The 24,157-nt window shown below is 70.4% G+C and carries 17 protein-coding genes; 5 read left to right on the forward strand and 12 right to left on the reverse strand.

All coding sequences use genetic code 11. The features are described from left to right. The first annotated feature begins 10 nt into the window (after positions 1-10). Both KBO27_RS19720 and KBO27_RS19725 read left to right on the forward strand, forming a co-directional pair. Entirely contained in the window at positions 11-3,238 is a 3,228-nt protein-coding gene (locus KBO27_RS19720) for an arabinosyltransferase domain-containing protein (RefSeq protein ID WP_307870498.1), read from the forward strand. A 127-nt stretch (positions 3,239-3,365) separates the two neighbouring features. Continuing rightward, a complete protein-coding gene (locus KBO27_RS19725; RefSeq protein WP_210971371.1) occupies positions 3,366-4,085 on the forward strand; it encodes a helix-turn-helix transcriptional regulator in 720 nt (239 codons plus the stop codon). Here KBO27_RS19725 and KBO27_RS19730 read toward each other — a convergent pair. From KBO27_RS19730 to KBO27_RS19755, 6 genes are all read right to left on the reverse strand, one after another. Further along, positions 4,070-4,975 (reverse strand): hypothetical protein, encoded by a 906-nt coding sequence (locus tag KBO27_RS19730; RefSeq protein ID WP_210971372.1) that lies wholly within the window; start codon positions 4,973-4,975, stop codon positions 4,070-4,072. The genes KBO27_RS19725 and KBO27_RS19730 overlap by 16 nt on opposite strands. Before the next feature lie 69 nt (positions 4,976-5,044). Continuing rightward, positions 5,045-8,041: a translation initiation factor IF-2 N-terminal domain-containing protein gene (locus tag KBO27_RS19735; protein WP_210971373.1), complete on the reverse strand. Its 2,997-nt coding sequence runs from the start codon at positions 8,039-8,041 to the stop codon at positions 5,045-5,047. A 167-nt stretch (positions 8,042-8,208) separates the two neighbouring features. Then, positions 8,209-9,003, reverse strand: coding sequence for a TIGR03936 family radical SAM-associated protein (locus KBO27_RS19740; RefSeq protein ID WP_210971374.1), 795 nt, complete (start codon positions 9,001-9,003; stop codon positions 8,209-8,211). A gap of 219 nt (positions 9,004-9,222) precedes the next feature. Next, positions 9,223-11,187 (reverse strand): TIGR03960 family B12-binding radical SAM protein, encoded by a 1,965-nt coding sequence (locus tag KBO27_RS19745; RefSeq protein WP_210971375.1) that lies wholly within the window; start codon positions 11,185-11,187, stop codon positions 9,223-9,225. Between the two features lie 295 nt (positions 11,188-11,482). Beyond that, a complete protein-coding gene (gene ndk, locus KBO27_RS19750) occupies positions 11,483-11,893 on the reverse strand; it encodes a nucleoside-diphosphate kinase (protein WP_132621025.1) in 411 nt (136 codons plus the stop codon). Between the two features lie 232 nt (positions 11,894-12,125). After that, positions 12,126-13,658, reverse strand: coding sequence for an alkaline phosphatase D family protein (locus KBO27_RS19755; RefSeq protein ID WP_210971376.1), 1,533 nt, complete (start codon positions 13,656-13,658; stop codon positions 12,126-12,128). A gap of 165 nt (positions 13,659-13,823) precedes the next feature. Here KBO27_RS19755 and KBO27_RS19760 point away from each other — a divergent pair, with 165 nt between their 5' ends. After that, complete coding sequence (locus KBO27_RS19760; protein WP_210971377.1) at positions 13,824-14,924, forward strand: zinc-binding dehydrogenase; 1,101 nt, start codon at positions 13,824-13,826, stop codon at positions 14,922-14,924. A gap of 212 nt (positions 14,925-15,136) precedes the next feature. Here KBO27_RS19760 and KBO27_RS19765 read toward each other — a convergent pair whose 3' ends face one another. From KBO27_RS19765 to KBO27_RS19780, 5 genes are all read right to left on the reverse strand, one after another. Beyond that, positions 15,137-15,601, reverse strand: coding sequence for a DUF4233 domain-containing protein (locus tag KBO27_RS19765; protein WP_307870499.1), 465 nt, complete (start codon positions 15,599-15,601; stop codon positions 15,137-15,139). Continuing rightward, positions 15,598-16,956, reverse strand: coding sequence for a bifunctional tetrahydrofolate synthase/dihydrofolate synthase (gene folC, locus KBO27_RS19770; protein ID WP_210971482.1), 1,359 nt, complete (start codon positions 16,954-16,956; stop codon positions 15,598-15,600). The genes KBO27_RS19765 and folC overlap by 4 nt, the downstream gene beginning before the upstream one ends. A gap of 136 nt (positions 16,957-17,092) precedes the next feature. Further along, positions 17,093-19,741 carry a valine--tRNA ligase gene (locus KBO27_RS19775; RefSeq protein ID WP_210971378.1) on the reverse strand — a complete coding sequence of 883 codons (2,649 nt, stop codon included), beginning with the start codon at positions 19,739-19,741 and terminating at the stop codon, positions 17,093-17,095. Between the two features lie 141 nt (positions 19,742-19,882). Then, entirely contained in the window at positions 19,883-19,999 is a 117-nt protein-coding gene (locus tag KBO27_RS34915) for an MFS transporter small subunit (protein ID WP_443706188.1), read from the reverse strand. Continuing rightward, positions 19,996-21,333 (reverse strand): L-lactate MFS transporter, encoded by a 1,338-nt coding sequence (locus tag KBO27_RS19780; RefSeq protein WP_210971379.1) that lies wholly within the window; start codon positions 21,331-21,333, stop codon positions 19,996-19,998. The genes KBO27_RS34915 and KBO27_RS19780 overlap by 4 nt, the downstream gene beginning before the upstream one ends. 107 nt (positions 21,334-21,440) lie before the next feature. On the opposite strand from KBO27_RS19780, the gene fdhD reads away from it, so the two are divergent. After that, positions 21,441-22,277: a formate dehydrogenase accessory sulfurtransferase FdhD gene (fdhD, locus tag KBO27_RS19785; RefSeq protein ID WP_210971380.1), complete on the forward strand. Its 837-nt coding sequence runs from the start codon at positions 21,441-21,443 to the stop codon at positions 22,275-22,277. Between the two features lie 53 nt (positions 22,278-22,330). Continuing rightward, positions 22,331-23,185 (forward strand): alpha/beta hydrolase, encoded by an 855-nt coding sequence (locus KBO27_RS19790; RefSeq protein ID WP_246537597.1) that lies wholly within the window; start codon positions 22,331-22,333, stop codon positions 23,183-23,185. Positions 23,186-23,410: 225 nt separating this feature from the next. Here the strand turns inward: KBO27_RS19790 and KBO27_RS19795 are convergent, their stop codons facing one another. Next, on the reverse strand, positions 23,411-24,049 hold the full coding sequence (locus tag KBO27_RS19795; protein ID WP_210971381.1) for an RBBP9/YdeN family alpha/beta hydrolase: 639 nt from the start codon (positions 24,047-24,049) through the stop codon (positions 23,411-23,413). Positions 24,050-24,157: the final 108 nt, after the last annotated feature.

The following is a 24,157-nucleotide window of genomic DNA, read 5'->3' on the forward strand; positions in this document are numbered from 1 at the left end:
GGTCTCCCCCGTGCAGCAAGAGTCGGCGAAGAAATTGCGGTTGCTCGCCACGCTTCTCGGGCTGGTCGGCACCGTCCTGGCGCTACTTGTCCCGTTCCTCCCCGTCAACCACAAGGTGGGGACGTTGCGGTGGCCGACAGCGGAGGGAACCAAGTCGGTCTCCGCCCCACTGGTGACCTACGCACCGGTGTGGCTGGACGCGAAGGTCCCGTGCGCCTCGGCGCGCAGCCTGGACGCGAGAACCGAAGGCCCGGGGTTGTTGCTGAGCACCAACCCGCCCGATTCGGACTCCGGTCAGCTCACCGGTCTCGTCCTGCAGGTCGACAACGGGCAGGCGCTGCTCTACTCCAAGGGCCAGCAGATCGGGACCACCCCGCTGCCCGCCGGTGACTGCACCCTGAAGGTGCACGCCGACGCCGAAGGCACCACCGCCACGATCGGCAAGGAGCGCTGGGTCAACCAGACCGGCGACCAGCGCCCCCAGCTGACCGGCATCTACTCCACTTTGGACAACACCCGCGACGACGTGCGCGGGCTGGACTTCCAGGCCAGGGTGGACAACCGGTTCAGCTCGTGGGCGACACCGCTGAAGACGACCGTCATCGTGCTGACCCTGGCCTCGTTCATCGGCTCCGTGCTGTGCCTGCGACGCCTGGACGCCCTCGCCGGTCGGCGCGCTCCACGCCTGGCTCCGAAGCGCTGGTGGAAGCCGACGCTGCGCGACATCTCGGTGTTCGTCGCGCTCGGGATCTGGTGGCTGATCGGGGCGATGACCTCCGATGACGGCTACGTGCTGAGCATGGTGCGCTCGGAGCAGAGCGCCGGCTACGTCAGCAACTACTACCGCTGGTTCGCCAACCCGGAATCGCCGTTCGGCTGGTTCTACGAGGTCTACTCGCTGTGGGTGAGGGTGTCGACCGCGACCCCGTGGGTCCGGTTGCCCGCGCTGCTGATGGGCATCATCAGCTGGCTGCTGATCTCCCGCGAGGTGCTCCCCCGGCTGGGCCAGCAGGTCCGGCGCAGCAACGCCGCCGGTTGGGCCGCGGCCGCGGTGTTCCTCGCCTTCTGGCTGCCCTACAACAACGGTCTGCGCGCCGAGCCGGTCGTGGTGCTGTTCTCGCTGCTCGCGCTGTGCGCCGTCGAGCGCGCGGTGAGCACCGAGCGGCTGACGCCCGCCGCGCTGGGCCTGGTCGCCGCCGCACTGTCGGTGGGCGTCAACCCGCACGGCCTGATCGCCGTGCTCCCCTACATCGCCGGGTTCAAGCCGCTGCACCGGATGGTGCGCAAGCGAGCGCTGGAGTTCGGCTGGCTGCCGGTGCTGGCGCCGCTCATGGCGTCCGGGTTCGTGATCCTCACGCTGGTGTTCTACGACCAGACGTGGCGGTCGGTGATGGACTCGATGGAGCTCAAGACGACCTTCGGCCCCAACGGCCGCTGGTACGAGGAGCTCAGCCGCTACCTGCTGCTGTTCAGCGAGAGCCCGGACGGTTCGCTCAGCCGCCGCTTCCCGGTGCTGCTGGTGATCCTGTGCGTGGCGACCTGCGGCGTGGTGCTGCTGCGCCGGGGCCGCATCCGCGGTGCCGCGCTGGGCCCGAGCCGCCGACTGCTGGCGGTGGCCGCGATGTCCTTCGCGGTGCTGGCGCTCACGCCCACCAAGCACACCCACCACTTCGGCATCTTCGCCGCGGTCGGCGGCGCGCTCGCAGCGCTCACCGCGCTGGCCACCAGCACCACCGTGCTGCGCTCGCGGCGCAACCGGATGGCGTTCGTGACCGGGCTGCTGGTGATCCTGGCCTTCGCCGCCACCGGGCCGAACGCCTGGTGGTACGTCTCCGGCTGGGGCGTCCCGTGGTTCGACAAGCCGCCGTCGATCAAGGGCTACAAGGCGAGCACGATGATCCTGGTGCTCGCGATGATCACCGGCATCATCGCCGTGGTCGAGCACCTGCGGATCGACGAGAACAACCCGAAGGTCGTCGACGAGAGCTGGGAGAGCAAGGAGAAGCGCAACCTCGCGTTGCGCTGGGGCTCGGCGCCGCTGTCGGTGCTGTGCGCGCTGATGGTGCTCGGTGAGCTCGCCGCGTTCGGCAAGGGCATCGTCGAGCAGGGGCCGAGCTACACGCTGGGCACCGACAACATCAAGCAGCTCACCCAGCAGAGCTGCGGCCTGTCCGACTCGGTCGGGGTGGAGACCAACCCGCGCGAGGGCGTGCTCAAGGCGTCCCCGCAGCAGCCGACCGTTCCGGCCCCGGCCAAGCAGCCCGATCTGAAGCTGCCGCCGCAGCGCCTGGCAAACCAGGAGAACGCCCAGCAGTACCTGCAGCCCAAGCAGGTCGGTTTCACCGACCCGGGCGTGCCGCCGACCGACGAGTCCTCACCGGACGCGCCGAGCTGGCGCCCGCCGAACCAGTTCGGCGGACCCGAGGCCCCTGTGTGGGGCAGTTACGACGAAGAGGGTCAGGGCACCGGTGAGCTGCGCACTCCGTGGTACGACATCCCGGAGGAGGCCCAGACCGGCAAGCTGCCGGTGGCGATCAGCATCGCCGGTTCGGAGACGGGCGCGAACCAGGTCTACTTCGAACTCGGCAAGGACACCCCGCAGGGCTTCCAGCTGACCAACCGGTACCCGGTCCAGCAGGGCCCGCCGCCGGGATGGCGCGAGCACCGCTACATGCTCGGCGGGGAGGCCGAGGGCGCGACGAAGCTGCGGATGGTGCTGGTCGACCAGTCCCTGGGGCAGACCGGCTGGCTGGCCGTGTCGGCACCGCGCGTGCCGAAGCTGACCCAGCTCACGAAGTTCGTCGGCAACGACCCCACGTTCGTGGAGTGGCCTGCCGGTCTGGTGCACCCGTGCTTGGAGATCTCGGGGCTGTACAACGGCATCGCGGAGATGCCGAAGTTCCGGGTCAGCGCGGGCGAGGAGGTCCGGGGCATCGGTGAGGGCTGGTCCTCGCCGGACGCCGGTGGGCCGTTCGGCTGGATGACGGTGTCGTCGAGCGTGCGCAACCTGCCGACCTACCTGACCAACGACCCGCAGAAGGACTGGGGCTCGCTGTACCAGGTGCACCCCTACACGCCGGACGCGTTGCCCGCCTCGGCGGCGCTGGAGCTGCACACCGAGACGCACTCGGGCCTGTGGTCCCCGGGGCCGCCCGCGCAGGGACTGGACCTGCCGGGCGACATGCCCAGCTCCGACGACAGGACCGACATCCCGTCCTTCGACACCGACGAGAACTGATCCACCCAGGCGAAGCCCCGGTCCCGAGGGACCGGGGCTTCGCGCGTTCCGGGCCCGCGACGGAGCGCTTCCCCCATCTCGGCGGTGGCGGGTGGCCCTGTCCGGGTGGCATCGCATACTGCTGGGTGTGCGGTACTGGGAGTCGTCGCCTTCGGCCGAGCTGCGGGGGTTCGTGTCGTGCCTGTGGGGGCACGGAGCCGCTCCGGTCGAAGGCTCGCAGCTGGTCGTGCCCGACGGCTGCGTCGACCTGATCTGGCGAGCGGGACGGGTCGAGGCCGTCGGTCCCGACACCGGGGCGTGGGTGTCCGGGCTGGACGCCGGAGCACCGGTGTTCGGCATCCGGGCCCGACCGGGGATGGCCCGGCTGCTGCTCGGCGTCCCCGCAGCCGAGCTGCAGGACCTGCGGGTCGACGCCACCGAGCTCTGGGGCTCCCGAGGGCGCGACCTCGCCGACGCCGTCGACGAGCGTCCCGAGCTGGCCCCCGCGCTGCTGGAGCGCTTCGCCCGGCAGCGCCTGACCGAGTGGGAGCCCGACCCGGCCGTGGCGGTCGCGGTCGCCGCCCTGGACGATCCACGACCGCCGTCGGTGCGCGCGCTGGCCGGGCGGATCGGGGTGTCCGAGCGGCAGCTGCGGCGCCGGATCGCCGACGCGGTCGGCTACGGGCCGCGGACGCTGGTGAGCGTGCTGCGGTTCCAGCGGGCCGTGCGCAGCGGCGGTGAGCACTCGCTCGCCGACCTCTCCCACCGCTGCGGCTACGCCGATCAAGCCCACCTGACCAGGGATTTCCGCCGGCTGTCCGGCCTGACTCCGAAGCGGTACTTCGCGCCGGATCAGGCCGCGTCGTAGGCGCTCAGGACGCGCAGCGCGTCGAGCGTGACCCGGGGCCTGCCTTCCAGCGCGGTGCTCGGCGACCACTCCAGCCAGTGGATCGGCCAGCCGCCGTCCTCGCGCTGCTGCGACGCCAGGTGGTCCAGGCCCCGCTCGATCTCGGCGTCGCTGAACCACCGACGGGCCAGGCTCGTCGGGGTCGCCGCGTAGTCGCAGACCCCCGGGATCTCACCGGAGGCGTAGCCGGGAGCCACCCGGGCCAGCTCCGGGCGTTCGGGATCGAGCAGCACGTAGCCGGCCTCGCGGATCAACCCGCCGATGCGCTCGGCCGTTCGCTCGGCCCGCTCCCGGTCGGGCACGTGGTCGAGGAACGCGACCGAGGCGATCGCCTCGTAGGGGTGGGTCTCGGTGAGCGCGTCGACGCGCTTCCAGCAGAACTCGGTCGCGCCCGGCAGCCACGGGTGCTCGACGGCGTTCTTGTGCAGCACGCCCGCCAGCAGCGCGGTCGACAGCAGCGATCCCTCGGGTTCCTCGACCACCGGGATCCACGGGGCGTGCGGGTAGTCGCCGAGCCGCACGTCGCCGCCGGGCACGCCGCCGTCCGGGCGGGTGATGGTGGCGAGGTGGTCGCAGATGGCCGGGGCGTCCTCGGCGCAGCGACCGATCTCGTCCAGGATCGTCAGCGCCGTCCAGGTCTGCAGCGGCTGGCTGATGGGCCCGCGCGCGTCCGGTTCCAGGCCGTAGCCGTACCCGCCGTCGGAGCAGCGGTAGGCCTCCAGCGCGGTGTGGACCGCCGCTGCCGAGCCCTCGGCGTGGAGGTGTTCGAAGCGGCGTTGTTCCAGCACGCGAGCCGTGAGCCAGATGAAGCGCTCGGCGTCCGCCAGGCGCTGCGGTGTGCAACGAGTCATGCCACCGACGTTAAGCGGAAATGGCCGACCCGTTCTTGAACGGATCGGCCATTTCCGGTGTTGATCGGGTCAGCCCTCGACCGGCGGACCGGACGGGCGCGAGACCGCGCGGCGGCGGGCCCTGCGGACCGGGGCGGCCGGCTCGATGTTGGCCAGACCGTCGTCGGTCGACTGCTTCGGCTCCGGCTTGGCAACCACCAGCGGCTGGACCGGGTCGCCCGCGCTCCCGGCGGACCGCACGGCCTTGCGGCGCGGGCGGGCCCCGTTGGACTCCGCCTGCGACTCGGCCGGTTCCGGCTGCTTCTGCTCGACCGGGGCGGCCGGGGTCTCGGCGACCTGCGGCTTCGTCTCGGCGACCGGCTCGACGGGCTTGGCGGGCTCGACGGGCTCGGGCTTCGTCTCGACGGGCTCGGGCTTCGTCGCAGCGGCCTTGGGCTCCTCGGCCTTCGGCTCGGGCTTCGACTCGACCGGGGCGGGCTCGGGCTTGCGCTCCTCCGCCTTCGCCTCGACCTTCGGCTCCGGCTTCGACTCGGGCTTGGTCTCCGGCTTGGTGTCCGCCTTGACCTCGGCCTTCGGCTCCGGCTTGGGCTCGGTCTTCTGCTCGGCCTTGGGCTCGGTCTTCTGCTCGGGGGCCTGCTGGTCGGCGTCCTGCTGCTTGCCGCGGTTGCGGTTGCGGCGGCCACCGTTGCCACCACCGCTCTGGGCGTTGCCGCCGCCGTTGCCGCCACCGCCGTTGCCGTGCTGGTGGTTGATCGGCTCGGTGGAGACCATCAGCCCGCGCCCGCGGCAGTGCTCGCAGGTGCTGCTGTAGGCCTCCAGCAGACCGGTGCCGACCCGCTTGCGGGTCATCTGCACCAGGCCCAGCGAGGTCACCTCCGCGACCTGGTGGCGGGTGCGGTCACGACCCAGGCACTCGGTGAGCCGGCGCAGCACCAGGTCGCGGTTGGACTCCAGCACCATGTCGATGAAGTCGATGACGATGATGCCGCCGATGTCGCGCAACCGGAGCTGGCGGACGATCTCCTCCGCGGCCTCCAGGTTGTTGCGGGTGACCGTCTCCTCCAGGTTGCCACCGGAGCCGGTGAACTTGCCGGTGTTGACGTCGATCACCGTCATGGCCTCGGTGCGGTCGATGACCAGGTAACCACCGGAGGGCAGCCAGACCTTGCGGTCCAGCGCCTTGGCGATCTGCTCGTTGATCCGCTTCTCGTGGAACACGTCGTTCTTGCCGACGTGCTTGTCCAGCCGGGACGCCAGGTCGGGCGCCACGTGCTGGACGTAGGCCTCGATGGTCTCCCACGCGTCGTTGCCCTGGACGGTCATCGACGAGAAGTCCTCGGTGAACAGGTCGCGGACGACCTTGATCAGCAGGTCGGGCTCCTCGTAGAGCAGCTGCGGGGCGTTCGCGCCGGGGGTCTCGGCCTTCTCCTTGATGACCTCCCACTGCGCCTGCAGCCGCCGCACGTCGCGGTCCAGCGCTTCTTCGCTGGTGCCCTCGGAGGCGGTGCGGATGATCACGCCGGCGTTGTCCGGCACGATCCGCTTGAGGATCTCCTTGAGACGCTTGCGCTCGTTGTCGGGCAGCTTGCGGCTGATGCCGGTGGCGCCGCCGCCCGGCACGTAGACCAGGAACCGGCCCGGCAGGCTGATCTGGGTGGTCAGCCGCGCGCCCTTGTGACCGACCGGGTCCTTGGTGACCTGCACCAGGACGCTGTCGCCGGTCTGCAGGGCCTGCTCGATGCGGCGGGCCTTGCCCGCCAGCCCGGCGGCGTCCCAGTCGACCTCACCGGCGTAGAGGACCGCGTTGCGGCCCCGGCCGATGTCGACGAAGGCGGCTTCCATGCTGGGCAGGACGTTCTGCACGCGGCCCAGGTAGACGTTGCCGACCAGCGAGCCGGTGCCCGAGGAGGTCACGAAGTTCTCGACGAGGACGTTGTCCTCCAGAACCGCGATCTGGGTCTGGTCGCCGTTCTGGCGGACGACCATCTTGCGGTCGACCGACTCGCGGCGGGCCAGGAACTCCGACTCCGACAGCACGGGCGCGCGACGCCGACCGGCTTCGCGGCCGTCCCGGCGGCGCTGGCGCTTGGCCTCCAGGCGGGTCGAGCCCTTGACCGCGCGGACCTCGTCGTCGCTGGAGTCCTGCCGCGAGGAGGTCTCGGGCGCGGGCTCGCGGACGTGCACCACGGTGTTCGGCGGGTCGTCCTCGCGGCCGCCGCTCTCGTCGTCCGACGAGCCCTTGCGGCGACGACGGCGACGACGGCGGCGGGAGCCCTCGGACTGGCCTTCGGACTCACCGGCCTGCTCGTCGGAGGACTCCTCGGAGCCCTCACCGGAGGTCTCGGTCTGGGCGGCCTCGGACTGGTTGTCCTCGGAACCGTCCTCGCCACCGGACTCGCTGTCGGAGTCGGCGCCCCGACCCCGGCCACGGCCCCGGCGACCACGGCGGCGACGTCGGCGGCTGCCGGAGTCACCCGAGTCGTCATCGCCGTCGGAGGCGGAGTCGGACTCCCCCTCCTCGGAGGTGGTCTCGGCGGCGGGCTCCGCGGCCGGTGCCGCGGGTGCGGCCTCGGCGGGCTCCGGCTCGGCGGCGGCCGGGCGCTGCGCCGGCGGCTGCGGGGCCAGGAACATGGCCTCCGGAGCCGCGAACAGCGGCGTCAGGCCGACCGAGGACTCCTCCGCCTCGGACGGAGGGGACGCGAAGTCCGCAGCGGGCACCGCGGCGCTCTGCTCGGCCTCAGCGGCCTCGCTCGACCCGGTGGCCGGTTCCTCGGAAGCCGGAGCGACCTCGGCCGCGTCCTCGCCCTCCTCGGCGACCAGCTCGGGGTTGAGCGTCTGCACGACGCGCAGGGCCAGGTCCCGGTTGATGTTCGACTGGGCGCTGCGGACGGGCTCGCCGAGCTCGTCCAGCGCCTTGATGATCTCCCGGCTGCTGGCTCCCAGCAGCTTGGCGAGCGCGTGCACCCTGAGCTTCGCGGGCAACTCGATGGTGCCCTGCGCATCCTGGGTGGGTGTGGGCGATTGCCCGCTGGCGTTGTTCCCAGCGGGCGTATCCATGTTCAACATCCAGCTCCTCCGCCCCCGGGCGCGTCCGGGTGGACGCGGCCGCACAGAGGCATGTGCGATCTTTTAGTTTCCGCCGCCCGCGGGCGACGGCAATTCTTCGTGGTCCCTCCGCCCCGGACCTGCAGGCCGGGAAGCCGTACGGCGGGTCGACGACGTCACGCCGTCCGTCACCCGGCAGCGGGCTCTCCCGCCGGAGTCCGGTCGCCGTCTGAGTCCTGGGCCAACGGGTCGGCAATGCCTCCCCCGTCATCGAGCCGACCCTGTTCCAGCCGGGTCGCGCTCGCGGCGGCCGACGGTTTCAGACCGGCGACGACACGCAGGGCGCTCAGTACGTCGTCGGGCCGTACGACGGGTGTTGTCTGCCGCACGACCGTTACGAGTATCCCATACGGTGCGGACGCCTCGGGCCAATCGTCCACCTGGGCGGTCGCGTGGCGTTTTTGATCACGCTGCGCAATCGGCCGAGGACCTTCCCAGACCTCCGCGCTGAGCAGCGCGGCACGCGCGTCGATCGTGCGGCGACCGTCCTTGGTCATCCGCTCGACCAGCGCGCTGTCGGCCGCCATCAGCTGCTCCGCCGCCTGGCGCAGTTCGGCCACTCCCGTGCCGGGCATGTCGATGCGCCACTTGCTGACCACGAGCAGGTCCGCGAGCGGCCCCGGACGCGCCTCCACCGCCGTGAGCAGGTCGATCCCGTCAGGCAGGGCGGCGTCCAGCTCGGCGCGCAGCGACTCGGGCTCGACGCGTTCGACTAACTGCAGCTCGAGGTACTCGGCCTCGCTGGACACACCGGTGGGCACGGCTCCCGCCCACGACACCTTGGGGTGCGGGCTGAAGCCCTGGGAGTAGGCCATCGGTACGCCGGCCCGGCGCAGCGCGCGCTCGAAGGTGCGCGCCACGTCGCGGTGCGAGGTGAACCGCAGCCTGCCCCGCTTGGCGTAGCGCAGGCGCAGCTTCTGCACCGGCGACGCCGAAGGATTGGGGTGATCTCGCCGACTCAGAATGCCTCCCCGACCATGATCGTCACCGCCGGTCCCCCCGGACCGCTGTCGACGACGATGCTTGCTTGCTCAACCGCGAGGTGACAACACCCAGCGGGAAGTTTTCGATCCAGACCGTACCTGGCCGACGGTGACACGCACGTTCGTGCGCGATCGCACGAACGTGCACGAACACGCAGGTCAGCCGTTCGTGAACGCCGGATTCCGCACAGGAGAGCCCTGTCCGACCGGCGAGATCGGAAGCAGTTTTCGCCCGGTCGGGCCGACCTCGATGTCGGTGCCCATGGTCGGGCACACACCGCAGTCGAAGCACGGGGTCCACCGGCAGTCGTCCTGCTCGCGCGCCTCCAGGGCGTCCTGCCAGTCCGCCCAGAGCCACTCCTTGTCCAGGCCGGAGTCCAAGTGGTCCCACGGCAGGATCTCGTTCTCGGTGCGCTCGCGGGTGGTGAACCAGGCCAGGTCCACGCCGACCTCGGCGAGCTCGGCCTCGGCGCAGTCCACCCAGCGCTCGTAGGAGAAGTGCTCGTTCCAGCCGTCGAACCGGCCGCCCTCGCGCCACACCCGCTCGATGACCCGGCCGAGCCTGCGGTCACCGCGCGAGAGGAGTCCTTCGATCAGCGAGGGCTTGCCGTCGTGGTAGCGCATGCCGATGTTGCGACCCAGCGAGCGGTCGGTGTTGATCGCCTCGCGGAGCTTGCGCAGCCGGTCGTCGACGGTCTCCGGATCGGTCTGCGAGGCCCACTGGAACGGGGTGTGCGGCTTGGGCACGAACCCGCCGATGGAGATCGTGCACCGGATGTCCTTGCGCCCGGAGGCCGCGCGACCTGCGCGGATGACCTCCTTGGCCATCTCCGCGATCTGCAGGACGTCGGAGTCCTCCTCGGTGGGCAGACCGCACATGAAGTACAGCTTGACCTGCCGCCAGCCGTTGGCGAAAGCCGCCGAGACGGTGCGGATGAGGTCTTCCTCGGACACCATCTTGTTGATCACCCGGCGGATCCGCTCGCTCCCGCCCTCCGGGGCGAAGGTGAGCCCGGAGCGGCGGCCGTTGCGGGACAGCTCGTTGGCCAGGTCGATGTTGAACGCGTCGACCCGCGTCGACGGCAGCGACAGACCGGTGTTGGTGCCCTCGTAGCGGTCGGCCAGGCCCTTGGTGACCTCGGCGATCTCGGAGTGGTCGGCCGAGGACAGCGACAGCAGCCCGACCTCCTCGAACCCGGTGTTCTCCAGGCCGCGCTGCACCATCTCGCCGATGCCCTCGATCGAGCGCTCGCGCACCGGACGGGTGATCATCCCGGCCTGGCAGAAGCGGCAGCCCCGGGTGCAGCCGCGGAAGATCTCCACGCTCATCCGCTCGTGCACGCTCTCCGCGAGCGGGACCAGCGGCTGCTTCGGGTACGGCCAGTCGTCGAGCTCCATCGTGGTGCGCTTGAACACCCGGTAGGGCGCGCGCTCCTGGTTGGGCACGACCTCGGCGATCGCGCCGTCCTCGGCGTAGGAGACGTCGTAGAACTTGGGGATGTAGACGCCGCCGGACTCGGCCAGCCGCAGCAGCAGCTCGTCGCGGCCACCCGGGCGGCCCTCGGCCTTCCAGCGCCGGACGGCCTCGGTGATCTCCAGGACGGCTTCCTCGCCGTCACCCAGCACCGCCGCGTCGACGAAGTCGGCGATCGGCTCCGGGTTGAACGCGGCGTGACCACCGGCCAGCACGATCGGGTGGTCGTCCGTGCGGTCCACCGCGTGCAGCGGGATCCCGGCCAGGTCGAGCGCGCCGAGGAGGTTCGTGTAGCCGAGCTCGGTGGCGAAGCTGACGCCGAAGACGTCGAACTCGCCCACCGGGCGGTGCGCGTCCACGGTGAACTGCGGGATCTCGTGCTCGCGCATCAGCTCTTCGAGGTCCGGCCACACCGCGTAGGTGCGCTCGGCGAGCACGTCGGGCTGCTCGTTGAGGACCTCGTAGAGGATCTGAACACCCTGGTTGGGCAACCCGACCTCGTAGGCGTCGGGGTACATCAGGCACCACCGAACGGTGGCGTCCTCCCACGCCTTCACGGTCGAGTTGAGCTCGCCACCCACGTACTGCACGGGCTTGGAAACCCGCGGCAGCAAGGGTTCCAACCTGTCGAAAACGGACTCCACAGCCACGCGACCAGGGTAGAGGTCCCTCGACCGAGCGCCGAGCGGGGGCGTTTCAGCCGAGCGAGGCCCGGCTGAAACCACCTCACAGCCATCTCAAGTCGCCTGTCGGAGCCAGTGCAAGAGGCGCAGCCGCGAGGCGTGGGAACCACCCTCGCGACCTGCACCGCCGCGGGTTCTGACACGTCTTCCGGCGAGTACGCCGCGACGCCGTGCATTGGCATGCATCAGGAGCGGCGCACGGAGTCCAGAAGGCGTGTCAGGTTCCGCCACCCGCACCGCCCGGCAAGACGACCACCGATGATCAGAGCTCGGGGAACCAGAGCTTGAGCTCTCGGGCTGCGGATTCCGTGGAGTCCGAGCCGTGGACCAGGTTGTACTGGACCTCGAGGCCGAAGTCGCCGCGGATGGAACCCGGGGCGGCCTTGTCGACCGGGTCGGTGCCGCCGGCCAGCTGGCGGAAGGCCGCGATGGCCTTCGGGCCCTCGACGCAGGCCGCCACGACCGGGCCACCGGTGATGAACTCGATCAGGCTCTCGAAGAACGGCTTGCCGTCGTGCTCGGCGTAGTGCTGCTCGGCGAGCTGGCGGTCGACGTTCTTGAGCTCCAGCGCGACCAGCTTCAGGCCCTTGCGCTCGATCCGGCTGATCACCTCGCCGACGAGGCCACGCTCGACGCCGTCGGGCTTGACCAGCACCAGAGTGCGCTCGCTCACGTTCTCTCTCCTCACATCACGGTTGCGCCAGGCGCGACATCCCAGCGCCCGATTTGACCGTCAGCGTATCGACGCAGGTGAACCCACCTCTCCCGGGGCCCAAAACGATCACACCTCGGGCGGTCCCCCCGATTTCAACGGAAACCAGATCCCCGACTTCCACTGAAATCCGGTCGCCGAGTTCCACTGAAATCGGGGGGTCGACTTCCGCGAAAACCGGGGTGGGTGCGGCTCAGGGCTGGGGGTTGAGGGTTTTGGTCCAGAGGGCCTGGCCCTGCTGGTCTCGGATGTCGACGGTGAGTTGGCCGGTGGCTCCGTCGATGTTGACCTCGCCGAAGTGCTGGAATCCCTCCATCGGGGACGCGCCCTGGCGGGTGGGGGCGCTGACGAAGGCGACCTCCGGGCCGAAGGTGGGGTCCATGTCGCTGGGACCGAAGGCACCCGCGTTGAGCGGGCCCGCGACGAACTCCCAGAACTCGTCGAAGCCGGTGAACGCCGCGCGCTCCGGCGAGTAGTTGATCGCCGCCGAGTAGTGCACGTCGGCGGTCAGCCAGACGACGTTGCGCACCTGGCGGCGGCTGATCTCCTGCAGCACCCGCGCCAGCTCGGACTCGCGGCCGTTGGGGACTCCCGGCTGTCCGTTGGCGACGCCCTCGATCTTGTCGCCGTCGGGGACGATGATGCCGATCGGCATGTCCGAGGCGATGACCTTCCAGGTCGCGCGGGACGCCGTCAGCTCGCGGACCAGCCAGCGGGCCTGCTCCTCGCCGAGGATGCTCTCCGGCTCCGTCCCCGCGGAGTTCGCGTCGCGGTAGCTGCGCATGTCCAGCACGAACACGTCCAGCAGCGGACCGTGCGAGACCTTCCGGTACACGCGGCCGTCGACGGCGTCCTGCCTGCGGATCGGCTGCCACTCGTGGAACGCCTGGAACGCGCGCTGCGCCAGCACGTCCACGCGCTTCTCGGTGTAGGCGTCGTTGTCCAGGATTTCGCCCGGGTACCAGTTGTTGGTGACCTCGTGATCGTCCCACTGGATCAGCTGCGGGACGTCGGCCGCGAACGCGCGCACGTTCTCGTCGAGCAGGTTGTAGGCGAACTGGCCGCGGTACTCGGCGAGGGTTTCGGCGACCTTCGACTTCTCCGGGGTGACGACGTTGCGCCAGACCCGGCCGTCGGGCAGCGTCACCGACTCCTTCACCGGCCCGTCGGCGTAGACCGTGTCACCGCTGTGCAGGAAGAAGTCGGGGCGGCGGTCGGCCATCGCGCGGTAGATCGTCATGCCGCCGATGTCGGGGTTGATGCCCCAGCCCTGGCCCACCACGTCACCCGACCACAGGAACCGCACGTCGCTGCGGTCCTGCGGCACCGTGCGGAAGGTGCCGGTCAGGCCCTCGCTGGCGACCCGGCCGTCGAGGTCCTCGGCCGTGACCCGGTAGTGCACCTCGCGGCCCGCCGGGATTCCGGTGAGCCGCAGCTCACCGGTGCCGTCGGTGTCGGGCGTCAGGTCCGGGCCGGGGATGCGCAGCGCGTCGCGGAAGTCCTCGCGCGCGGAGATCTCGACGAACATGCGGGACGGGCGGTCGGCCCGGGTCCACACCACGGCGCCGTCCGGGCGCGGGTCGCCGAGCTGCACGCCGTGGGTCAGCACGGGGCGGCCGGACCGCGCGAAGGCGGTGCCCGGGAGCAGCGCGCCGGCCGCGAGCAGACCGGCACCGGTGGCACCGCGGCGCAGCAGCTCGCGGCGAGTCAGGTTCTCGGGGGTCATGGTCCCGGTTCTAATCGGGCGAGGCCGCGCCACGATCACCACAGGTGAACGGGCAGGTGAAACTTCGGTGTTCAATCGCCGCACCGCGCGGACCCTGGTGCGAGTCCGGTCGGACCGCTAGCTTCACGGCCGAACCGACTGGCCGCTGGAGACGAGGAGGTCCCGATGCGCGCCGCCGTGCACACCGCCGCCAACGAGCCGCTGCGGATCGAGCAGCTGGACGATCCGACGCCGAAGGCCGGTGAGGTCGCCATCGACGTGCGCTCCTGCGGCGCCTGCCACAGCGACCTGCACGTGATCAAGGGCGAGCTGCCGTTCCCCACGCCCGCCGTGCTGGGCCACGAGGTCGCCGGGGTGGTCTCCGAACTGGGTCCCGGCGTCAGCGGGCTGTCGGTGGGCGACCCGGTCGTGACCAGCTTCATCATGCCGTGCGGGCAGTGCGGGCAGTGCTCGCGCGGCAACGAGGAGATCTGCGAGCGGTTCTTCCGGTTCAACCGGGGCCAGGGCAAGCTCTACGACGACGACACCCGGCTGCACCGGCCCGGCGGCGAGCCCGTCTGGATGTACTCCCAGGGCGGGATGGCCGAGCGCTGCGTGACCCCGGTGACCTCGGTGTACCGGGTGCCGGACGGTGTCGAGCTGGCGGACGTGGCCTCGGTCGGGTGCTCGACGATGACGGCCTACGGCGCGCTGCGGCACGCGGCGAACGTGCAGGTCGGCGACACCGTGGCGGTGGTCGCGGCGGGCGGGGTCGGATCGGCGCTGATCCAGCTGGCCTCGATCTTCGGCGCGTCGACGATCATCGCGGTCGACATCAACGAGGACAAGCTCGAAGGCGCCCGGCGGCTGGGTGCCACGCACACGGTGAACTCGTCCGAAGTGGACGCTCCCGCGGTGATCCGCGAGCTGACCGGCGGGCGCGGCGTGGACGTCGCCTTCGAGGCGCTGGGCGCGATCCCGACGTTCAACGTGGCCAGGGACTCGGTCGTCGAAGGCGGCCAGGTCGTGGTCGTCGGCATCGCCGCTCGGGGCACGACCGGCGAGTTCGACCTCGCCACGATCGCCCGGCGCAAGCTCCAGATCAAGGGCTCCTACGGCGCCAAACCCCGCCGGGACATGCCGGTCCTGCTCGACCTGGTGGCCCGGGGCCAGCTCCGCCCGCAGGACGCCATCAGCCGCCGCTACCCCTTCGAGGAGGTCCAGAAGGCCTTCGACGCCCTCAACCGCGGCGAGATCCTCGGCCGAGCGGTCGTCGACCTCACCTGAGCGAGCGGCCCCCGTCGAACTTCGCGAGAAATTCAAAGCCACAAGTTCACACCCGAATTTCGCGAGAATTTCGACCCCTCCCCCGCACCCGGGCGTGTAGCCCCTGGTCAGGAAGGTGGGGTGTCGAATTTCGCGCGAAATTCGAGGCCGGAAGTTTGGGGTCGAAATTCTCGCGAAATTCGGCGGGGAGCTCGTTGTCGCAGGTGGGAGGGCTAGTCGGTGCCCTCGGGGTGGCCCGGTGGGTGGCCGAGCTGGTCGTAGAGCTGGCCTTCGCGCATGCGCTTGGCGATGTCCTTGCGCAGGTGCAGGACGTAGGCCCAGATCAGGGCGAAGATCGCGCCCATGATGCCGATCGACGGGTGGATGAACGCGCAGAGGATCATCGCCGCCTGCAGGGCGAGGGCGAAGCCCAGGCCCCACGGGCGGCGCTGCACGAAGGCCGCCACCAGCATCAGCACCGACAGCACGATGACGATCACGAAGCCGGCGCTGGAGACCCCGCCGCCGAACTTCCACACCACCGGCAGCGCCAGCAGGAACGTGATGAACTCCAGCGCCAGCGTGGCCGCCATGATGCCGCGCAGACCCTTCCACGGGTCGCGCACGCCCTCCGGCGGCTCCGGCAGGCCCTTCTCGGGCTGGGACTCCTCGGCCACGACCGCTCCCGTCTCGCTCACGCGGGCTCCTTGCCGAACAGGGCGCGGGCCTCTCCCGCGGTCACCACGGACCCGGTGATCACCACACCGCCGCCGGACACCGACTCACCGGGATCGTCGGTCTCCTCGGCCAGCTGGATCGCCTGCTCGACCGCGTTGTCCAACCGGGGCTCGACCATGATCCGGTCCTGCCCGAAGATGTCCAGCGCGATCCCGGCCAGCTCGTCCGGGTCCAGCGAGCGCGGCGAGGAGTTGCGGGTCAGCACCAGCTCCTCCACCACCGGCTCCAGCTCGGCCAGGATGCCGCGCGCGTCCTTGTCGCCCAGCACGCCCACCACAGCGACCAGCTTGCGGAAGGAGAACTCCGAGCTCAGCGCGTCGGCCAGGGCGCGGGTGCCGTGCGGGTTGTGGGCGGCGTCGACCAGCACCGTCGGTGCCGCGCGCACGCGCTCCAGCCTGCCGGGCACGATGACCGAGGCGAACGCCGAGCGGATCCGCTCCACGTCCAGCTGCCGTTCCGCGCCCGCGCCGAAGAACGCCTCGACGGCCGCCAGCGCCAGTGCCGCGTTGCGGGCCTGGTGCTCGCCGTGCAGCGGCAGGAAGATCTCGTCGTAGACACCGCCGAGGCCCTGCAGCTTCAGCAGCTGGCCGCCGACCGCGACGGTCCGCTCCAACACGCCGAACTCCTGGCCTTCGCGCGCCACGGTCGCGTCGACCTCGGCGATCCGGTTCATGATCTCCTGCTGCGCCTCGGCGGGCTGGGAGGCCATGACCACGATGGACTCGGGCTTGATGATCCCGGCCTTCTCGCGGGCGATCCCGGCGAGGTCGGTGCCGAGGTACTCGGCGTGGTCCAGCGCGACGGGGCAGATCACCGCGACCTTGGCGTCGGCGACGTTGGTGGCGTCCCAGCTGCCGCCGAGCCCGACCTCGACGACCCCGGCGTCGACCGGGGCGTCGGCGAACGCGGCGAACGCCATGCCGGTGAGCACCTCGAACTTGCTCATCTTGACGTCGCTTTGGGAGTCCACGATGGACACGTACGGCGCCACGTCGCGGTACGCCTCGACGTAGCCGGCCGGGCTGATCGGAGCGCCGTCGACGCCGATGCGCTCGGTGGCCAGCTGCAGGTGCGGACTGGTGTAGCGGCCGGTGCGCAGTTCGAGCCCGGTCAGCAGGGCGTCGACGATGCGCGTCGTGGACGACTTGCCGTTGGTGCCCGCGATGTGCACGACCGGATAGCTGCGCTGCGGCTCGGCGAGCAGATCGGTGAGCGCGCGGATGCGATCCAGCGACGGCTCGATCTTGGTCTCCGGCCAGCGTTCGTTGAGCTCGGCCTCCACCACGCGCAGCTCGTGCAACGCGGCGGGATCCATGCCGGTCAAGTGCCCACTCCCCTACCAACGACGAAAATGCCGAGGTTGAAGTCTACGTCTTCCCTGGTGGACGACCGCCCAGGCCCGCTGGACGCGAAAAGGGGCCCTCGCCAGGAGGGCCCCTTCCCGATGCGCGTCAGCCCTGCGGGAGGGCTTCCAGGCGGGCGGTGATGCGGGCGATGTCGGCCTCCGCGGTCTCCCGACGTGCCTTGATCTTGTCCACGACCTCGGCCGGCGCCTTGGCGAGGAACGACTCGTTGCCGAGCTTCTTGTCGGCGCCGGTGAGCTCCTTCTCGGCGGCGGCGAGGTCCTTGGCCAGGCGCTTGCGCTCGGCCTCGACGTCGATCGCACCGGAGAGGTCCAGCTCGACGTCGACGTTGCCACCGGCCAGGCCGACCTCGATGGAGGCCGAGGAGGTGAAGCCGTCCTCCGGCTCGGTGACCTTCGCCAGCGAGCGCACCGCGGGCACGTGCTCGTCCAGGCCCAGCTCGGAGACGCCGCTGAGCCGCGCCGCGACCTTCTGACCGGGCTTGAGGCCCTGGTCGGAGCGGAACCGGCGGATCTCGGTGATCAGCTTCTGGGTCGCCGCGATCCGGTCGGCCGCTCCGCTGTCGGCCTCGGCGCCGGTGGCCTTCGGCCAGTCGGCGATCACGACGGACTCGCGGCCGGTCAGCGCCGTCCACAGGGTCTCGGTGAGGAACGGGATCGTCGGGTGCAGCAGCCGCAGCAGCGTGTCGAGCACCTGGCCCAGCACCTGCCGGGTCAGCTCGGCGCGCTCCTCGGTGCCGTCGAACTGGACCTTGGACAGCTCCAGGTACCAGTCGCAGAACTCGTCCCACGTGAAGTGGTAGAGCGCCTCGGTGGCCTTGGCGAACTGGAAGTCCTCCATCATGTCGTCCACGTAGGACACCAGCGCGTCGGCGCGGTCGAGGATCCAGCGGTCGGCGTCGGTCAGCGACTCCCGCGCCAGCGGCTCCGAGGGCACGCGGGCACCGTTCATCAGCGCGAACTTGGTGGCGTTGAACAGCTTCGTGCCGAAGCTGCGCGACGCCGAGACCCACTCCTCGCTGATCGGCGAGTCGGTGCCCGGGTTCGCGCCGCGCGCCAGGGTGAACCGCAGCGCGTCGGTGCCGTAGGTGTCCATCCACTCCAGCGGATCGACGGTGTTGCCCGCGGACTTCGACATCTTCTTGCCGTGCGCGTCGCGGACCATGCCGTGCAGCGCGATGGTCTTGAACGGGATGGCCTCGGCCGGGTCCCGGTCCTTCATCGCGTACAGGCCCATCATCATCATCCGGACGACCCAGAAGAAGAGGATGTCGTAGCCGGTGACCAGCACGGACGTCGGGTAGAACTTCGCCAGCTCCGGCGTCTGCTCCGGCCAGCCCATGGTCGAGAACGGCCAGAGGCCGGAGGAGAACCAGGTGTCGAGGACGTCCTCGTCCTGGCGCCAGCCGTCGCCCGACGGCGGCTCCTCGTCCGGTCCGACGCACACGACCTCGCCGTTGGGGCCGTACCAGATCGGGATCCGGTGGCCCCACCAGAGCTGCCGGGAGATGGCCCAGTCGTGCAGGTTGTCGACCCAGTCGAAGTAGCGCTTGGCCATCTCCGGCGGGTGCACGGCGACGCGGCCGTCGCGGACGGCGTCGCCCGCGGCCTGCGCCAGCGGGCCCACCTTGACGAACCACTGCAGGGACAGCCGGGGCTCGATCGGCTCCTTGGAGCGCGAGCTGTGCCCGACGCTGTGCACGTACGGGCGCTTCTCGGCGACGATGCGGTCCTGCTCGCGCAGCGCCTCGCGCACCGCGACCCGGGCCTCGAAGCGGTCCATGCCGTCGAATCGGGTTCCGGTGTGGGCGATGCGGCCCTGCTCGTCCATGATCGTGAGCATCGGCAGGTCGTGCCGCTTGCCGATCTCGAAGTCGTTCGGGTCGTGCGCGGGAGTCACCTTGACCGCACCGGTGCCGAACTCGGGGTCGACGTGCTCGTCCGGGACGATCGGGATCGTGCGGCCGGTCAGCGGCAGCTCGACCTCGGTGCCGACCATGTGCCGGTAGCGCTCGTCGTTCGGGTGCACCGCGATGGCGGTGTCACCGAGCATCGTCTCGACCCGCGTGGTGGCCACCACGATCGCGGCGTCACCGTCGCCGTAGCGCATGGAGACGAGCTCGCCCTCGACCTCCTTGTGCTCCACCTCGATGTCGGAGATCGCGGTGCGCATCTCCGGCGACCAGTTGACCAGCCGCTCGGCGCGGTAGATCAGGCCGTCGTCGTAGAGGTTCTTGAAGATCGTCTGGACGGCGCGGGACAGGCCGTCGTCCATGGTGAAGCGCTCGCGGGACCAGTCGACGCTGTCGCCGAGGCGACGCATCTGCGACAGGATCGCCCCGCCGTGCTTCTCCTTCCAGCTCCAGACGCGCTCCAGGAACTTCTCGCGGCCGAGCTCGCGGTGGTCGATGCCCTCCTCGCGCAGCTGCTTCTCGACCAGCGCCTGCACCGCGATGCTGGCGTGGTCCATGCCCGGCAGCCAGAGCGCCTCGTAGCCCTGCATCCGGCGACGCCGGGTGAGGATGTCCATCAGCGTGTGCTCGAAGGCGTGGCCGATGTGCAGGCTGCCGGTGACGTTCGGCGGCGGGATGACGATCGAGAACGGCGGCTTGTCGCTGTTCGGGTCGGCGGTGAAGTACTCGGCGGCTACCCAGCGCTCGTACAGCTCGGCCTCTACGTCGGCCGGATTCCAGGTCGACGGGAGTTCACGGGTTGCGGCTGCATGGGTCTGTGTCACACGTCGAATTCTACGAGTGCCCGAACGGCGGTTTCCCCGGGCATACCACCGGCCCCGACCAGCGGGCGTGTGACGCGCGGCACGCGCACGCGAGAGGGGCGCGGCTCGTCGAGCCGCGCCCCTCTCGCGATGGCGACCAGGTCAACCGGTGAAGAGCTTGGTGACCTTGGTGATGAGTTCGTAGAGGCCGTAGAGGAACGGGACGCCCACCCAGAGCCAGGCGATGACCAGGAGGACTTGGCGGTTCACGGTCGTCACTTGTCTCCTCCCTTCGCCGGTTCGTGGAACTTCGGGGCGACCGGGCGGATCAGCTCGTTGGCGATGAAGCCGACGACCAGCAGCCCGATCATGATGTAGAGCGAGACCGCGTACAGGTCAGGCCCCTTCGCGCCGCTCGCCTCCTGCGCGTCGGCGACGGCGTTGACGATCAGCGGTCCCAGCACGCCGGCCACCGACCACGCGGTGAGCAGCCGGCCGTGGATCGCGCCGACCTGCAGGTTGCCGAAGAGGTCCTTCAAGTACGCGGGCGCGGTGGAGAAACCCCCGCCGTAGAACGACAGGATCAGGATCGCGCACAGCACGAACACCGGGACGCCGGTCGCGCCGAACAGCAGGATTCCCAGGTACAGCAGCGTTCCACCGCCCAGGTAGAGCCGGTAGATGTTCTTGCGCCCCACCACGTCCGATGCGGACGACCACACGAACCGACCGGCCATGTTGGTCAGCGACAGCAGCGCCACGAAACCGGCCGCCGCTCCGGTGGCCACCGGGGTCGCGCTGTTGGAGAAGAAGCCCACGATCATCGGCGACGCCTTCTCCAGGATGCCGATGCCCGCGGTGACGTTGCAGCACAGGATGACCCACAGCAGCCAGAACTGCGGTGTGCGCAAGGCGTTGTTGGCCGTCACGTCGGCCGTGGTGATCATCGGCTTGACGACCTGCTTCGGCATCGACGCGGGACGCCAGCCCGGCGCGGGAACCCGCACCAGCAGCGCGCCCAGCGACATGAACACCGCGTAGACCACGCCGTGCACCAGGAACGTCTGCGCGATGCCGGAGCGGTCCTCGCCGAAGGTGTCGAGCATCTGCGTCGACCACGGCGAGGCGATCAGCGCACCGCCGCCGAAGCCCATGATGGCGATGCCGGTCGCCATGCCCGGCCGGTCCGGGAACCACTTCATCAGCGTCGACACCGGCGAGATGTAGCCGATGCCCAGCCCGATGCCGCCCACGAAGCCGTAACCGAGCACCACCAGCCAGTACTGGCCCAGCGCGACGCCCAGCGACGAGATCAGGAACCCGAGCGAGAAGCAGATCGCCGAGACGGTCATGGCCCAGCGCGGACCGCGCCTCTCCACCATCGTGCCGCCCACCGCGGCCGACAGCCCGAGCATGACGATGCCCAGCTGGAACGGCAGCGCGCTCAAGGTGCCCGAAAGCCCCAGGGCGTCCTCCAGCGGCGGCTTGAACACGCTCCACGCGTAGACCTGCCCGATGGACAGGTGCACCGCCAGCGCTGCCGGTGGGATCAGCCAGCGGCTCCAATCCGGTGGAGCGACGATTCGACTGGGTGACAGCAGCCCTGAAACCATTGGGCCTCCCGGCTTCGCGACGTTGATCAGCGCGCCGAGCATACTGTTGGGAACGGCTGGAACGAGTCGACCAATTTCAAACTGAAACAAAGTTCCGAGGAGGCGCAATGGGACGGGTCACGGTGCGGCGGCCGGTGCTCCGGATCGCCGAGAACGGCAATCGGACCAGGCCGGACACCCTCGCAGCCGAGGAACCGCTCGAAATCCGGGTCAACGGCAAGCCGCTGTCGGTGACAATGCGCACACCCGGCCACGACGTGGAGCTGGCGCACGGATTCCTCCTGACGGAAGGCGTCATCGCCGACCGCGACGAACTGGCCACCGCCCGTTACTGCGACAGCCCCGGACCCGACGGGCGCAACACCTACAACGTGCTCGACATCGCGCTCGCCCCCGGCGTCCCGATGCCGGACGCCTCCGTGGAGCGCAACTTCTACACCACCTCCTCCTGCGGGGTGTGCGGCAAGGCGGCGCTGGACGCGGTGAAGCTGCGGACCCGCCACTCCCCCGCCACCGATCCGCTGAGCATCACCCCCGAAACCCTCATCGGACTGCCCGACGCGCTGCGCTCGGCCCAGCGCGTCTTCGACTCCACCGGCGGCCTGCACGCGGCAGGCCTGTTCGACGCGCGCGGCCAGCTGCTCGTGGTGCGCGAGGACGTCGGCAGGCACAACGCGGTCGACAAGGTGATGGGCTGGGCCCTGATGGAACGTCGCGTGCCGCTCACCGGCTGCGTGCTGATGGTGTCCGGCCGGGCGTCGTTCGAACTGGTGCAGAAGGCCGCGATGGCCGGCGTGCCGATGCTCTCGGCGGTCTCGGCGCCGTCCTCGCTGGCCGTGGACCTGGCCGAGGAGCAGGGCATGACGCTCATCGGCTTCCTCCGCGGGTCCTCGATGAACGTCTACACGGGAGCCGAGCGCGTGGCGGTCACCGAATCCGCGTGACGGGCACGTGATGCGGTTGGGATGATGTCCGGAGGTGTTCGAGGAGGACTGGTTTGCCCAACCGACGATCGATCGGCGCCCCGCTGCCCCGGCGCACGCTGCTGACCTCGGGTGCCGCCGGTCTGGCGGCAGTCGGGCTCGGGCTGAGCACCGACAGCGCGGGCCATCCGGTCGAGCAGCGCGTGTCGCTGGCCAAGAACGTCTCCGTGGAGCGGCTCTACTCCCGGGCCCGCAAGGAGAACGTGGACGTGGTGGCGATCCGCCCGAGGGACGTTCCGGCGGAGGGGCTTCCGGTCTGCCTGATGCTGCACGGGCGGTTCGGCGACGCGATGGACTCGGTCAGCGGTCTGCCGGTGTGGCTGTCGAACTCCGTCGCCGCCGGGAAGATTCCGCCGTTCATGCTGCTCGCGGTGGACGGTGGTCCGAACAACTACTGGCACCGCCGTCCCGGTGACGACGCGATGAGCATGCTGCTCGACGAGGTCCCGCAGTGGCTGAACGAGCGCGGGCTCAACGCGCCGGTCGCGGCCGCGGGCATCTCGATGGGCGGGTTCGGCGCGCTGGTGTACGCGCGGCGCCGCCGCGAGCTCGGCGACCCGCTGCAGGCGGCCGGTGCCATCGCCCCCGCGCTGCACACCAACTGGCGCGAGATGCGCAAGCGACGGGCGTTCACCAACGAGGCGGAGTGGACGGCGATCGACCCGCTGCGCCACATCGACAGCCTCGGTGACCTGCCGATCGGCGTCTGGTGCGGCAACGGCGACCGCTTCATCGAGGGCACCCGCCGCTTCATCCGGCTGGCCAGGCCCACCTACGCCTCGACGACCCCGGGCCGCCACAACAAGACCTACTTCCGCAAAGCCCTCCCGGAACTGGTCGACTTCATAGGCGACCACCTCCACCCCTGACCCCTCCGGCAACCAGCCCCGGACACGGCCAACCCCGAATACCGCAGTAATCAGACCCCCGAAAACGGCAGTAATCGGGCAATCCCCGGCACCCCAGGCGGCGGCAACCCGGAATACCGCCGTAATCAGATCCCGGAATACCGCCGTAATCGGGTCACCCTCCGGCGTCCGACGCGGGTTGCGGCCGTGATCGGGTTGGTGAGTGCGCCGGGTGGGGTGGGCGGGTCAGACGAGGCGGAGTTGCTCCTGGGAGCGGCCTGCTGTGTAGGCGTCGGTGTTGAAGCGGTCGTGGAGGGGTGCCGTGCCGTAGAGGGTCCAGCGCAGGATCGCGGGCCAGGGGCCGTAGCCGGCGTCGGTGTTGAGGTGCCCGCCGTCGAGGATGACGTCCATCTCGACCTGCAGGTCCTCGGCGAGGGCGTGGGCGCGGTGCATCGGCAGGTAGGCGTCCCCGGTCCCGACCACCAGGCGGGTCATGCCCGCCGCGCGGCGCAGCGACGTCGCATCAACCGGGTACGGGGTGATGTCGCGGGAGTCCGGGTGGTCCCACTCGGTGTCCGGCGGGGCCACCAGCAGGACGCGGTCCGCGCTGCGGTGCTCGGGGCCCACGCCGGCGGCGTGGTGCAGCCACAGCGCCGCTCCGCACGAGTGCGCGGCCACCACCAGCTCCGCCTCCGGCGGCACCGCGGCGAGCTCCTCCCGCAGCGCGGGCAGCCAACGCCGCAGGTCGGGGCGGTCGGGGTCCGGGAGCAGCGGTGCGTGGACCTCGACGTCGTGGTCCCGGAGCTGCCCGGCCAGCCACTGCTGCCAGTGCCACGGACCTGCACCGGTCATCCCGTGGACCAGCAGAACGTGCATCTCGCTCATCGCAGGCACTCCCGGACTCGTCGTCGCCACCCATCCAATATCAACTATTCACCGCGGCGCCGCAGAACGTGGCACCGGGTGCCCGCGACCTGACCGGAATGACCGGGT

It is taken from the genome of Saccharopolyspora endophytica (genome assembly GCF_018070075.1).
GTDB lineage: Bacteria > Actinomycetota > Actinomycetes > Mycobacteriales > Pseudonocardiaceae > Saccharopolyspora > Saccharopolyspora endophytica.

What these genes read in the sequence shown, in the direction of transcription:
- KBO27_RS19795 (WP_210971381.1), bottom strand. Translation starts at nt 24,049, where the DNA reads ATGAGCGAGATGCACGTTCTGCTGGTCCACGGGATGACCGGTGCAGGT.
- fdhD (WP_210971380.1), top strand. Translation starts at nt 21,441, where the DNA reads ATGGGACGGGTCACGGTGCGGCGGCCGGTGCTCCGGATCGCCGAGAAC.
- folC (WP_210971482.1), bottom strand. Translation starts at nt 16,956, where the DNA reads ATGGATCCCGCCGCGTTGCACGAGCTGCGCGTGGTGGAGGCCGAGCTC.
- KBO27_RS19760 (WP_210971377.1), top strand. Translation starts at nt 13,824, where the DNA reads ATGCGCGCCGCCGTGCACACCGCCGCCAACGAGCCGCTGCGGATCGAG.
- KBO27_RS19730 (WP_210971372.1), bottom strand. Translation starts at nt 4,975, where the DNA reads ATGACTCGTTGCACACCGCAGCGCCTGGCGGACGCCGAGCGCTTCATC.
- KBO27_RS19780 (WP_210971379.1), bottom strand. Translation starts at nt 21,333, where the DNA reads ATGGTTTCAGGGCTGCTGTCACCCAGTCGAATCGTCGCTCCACCGGAT.
- KBO27_RS19735 (WP_210971373.1), bottom strand. Translation starts at nt 8,041, where the DNA reads ATGTTGAACATGGATACGCCCGCTGGGAACAACGCCAGCGGGCAATCG.
- KBO27_RS19755 (WP_210971376.1), bottom strand. Translation starts at nt 13,658, where the DNA reads ATGACCCCCGAGAACCTGACTCGCCGCGAGCTGCTGCGCCGCGGTGCC.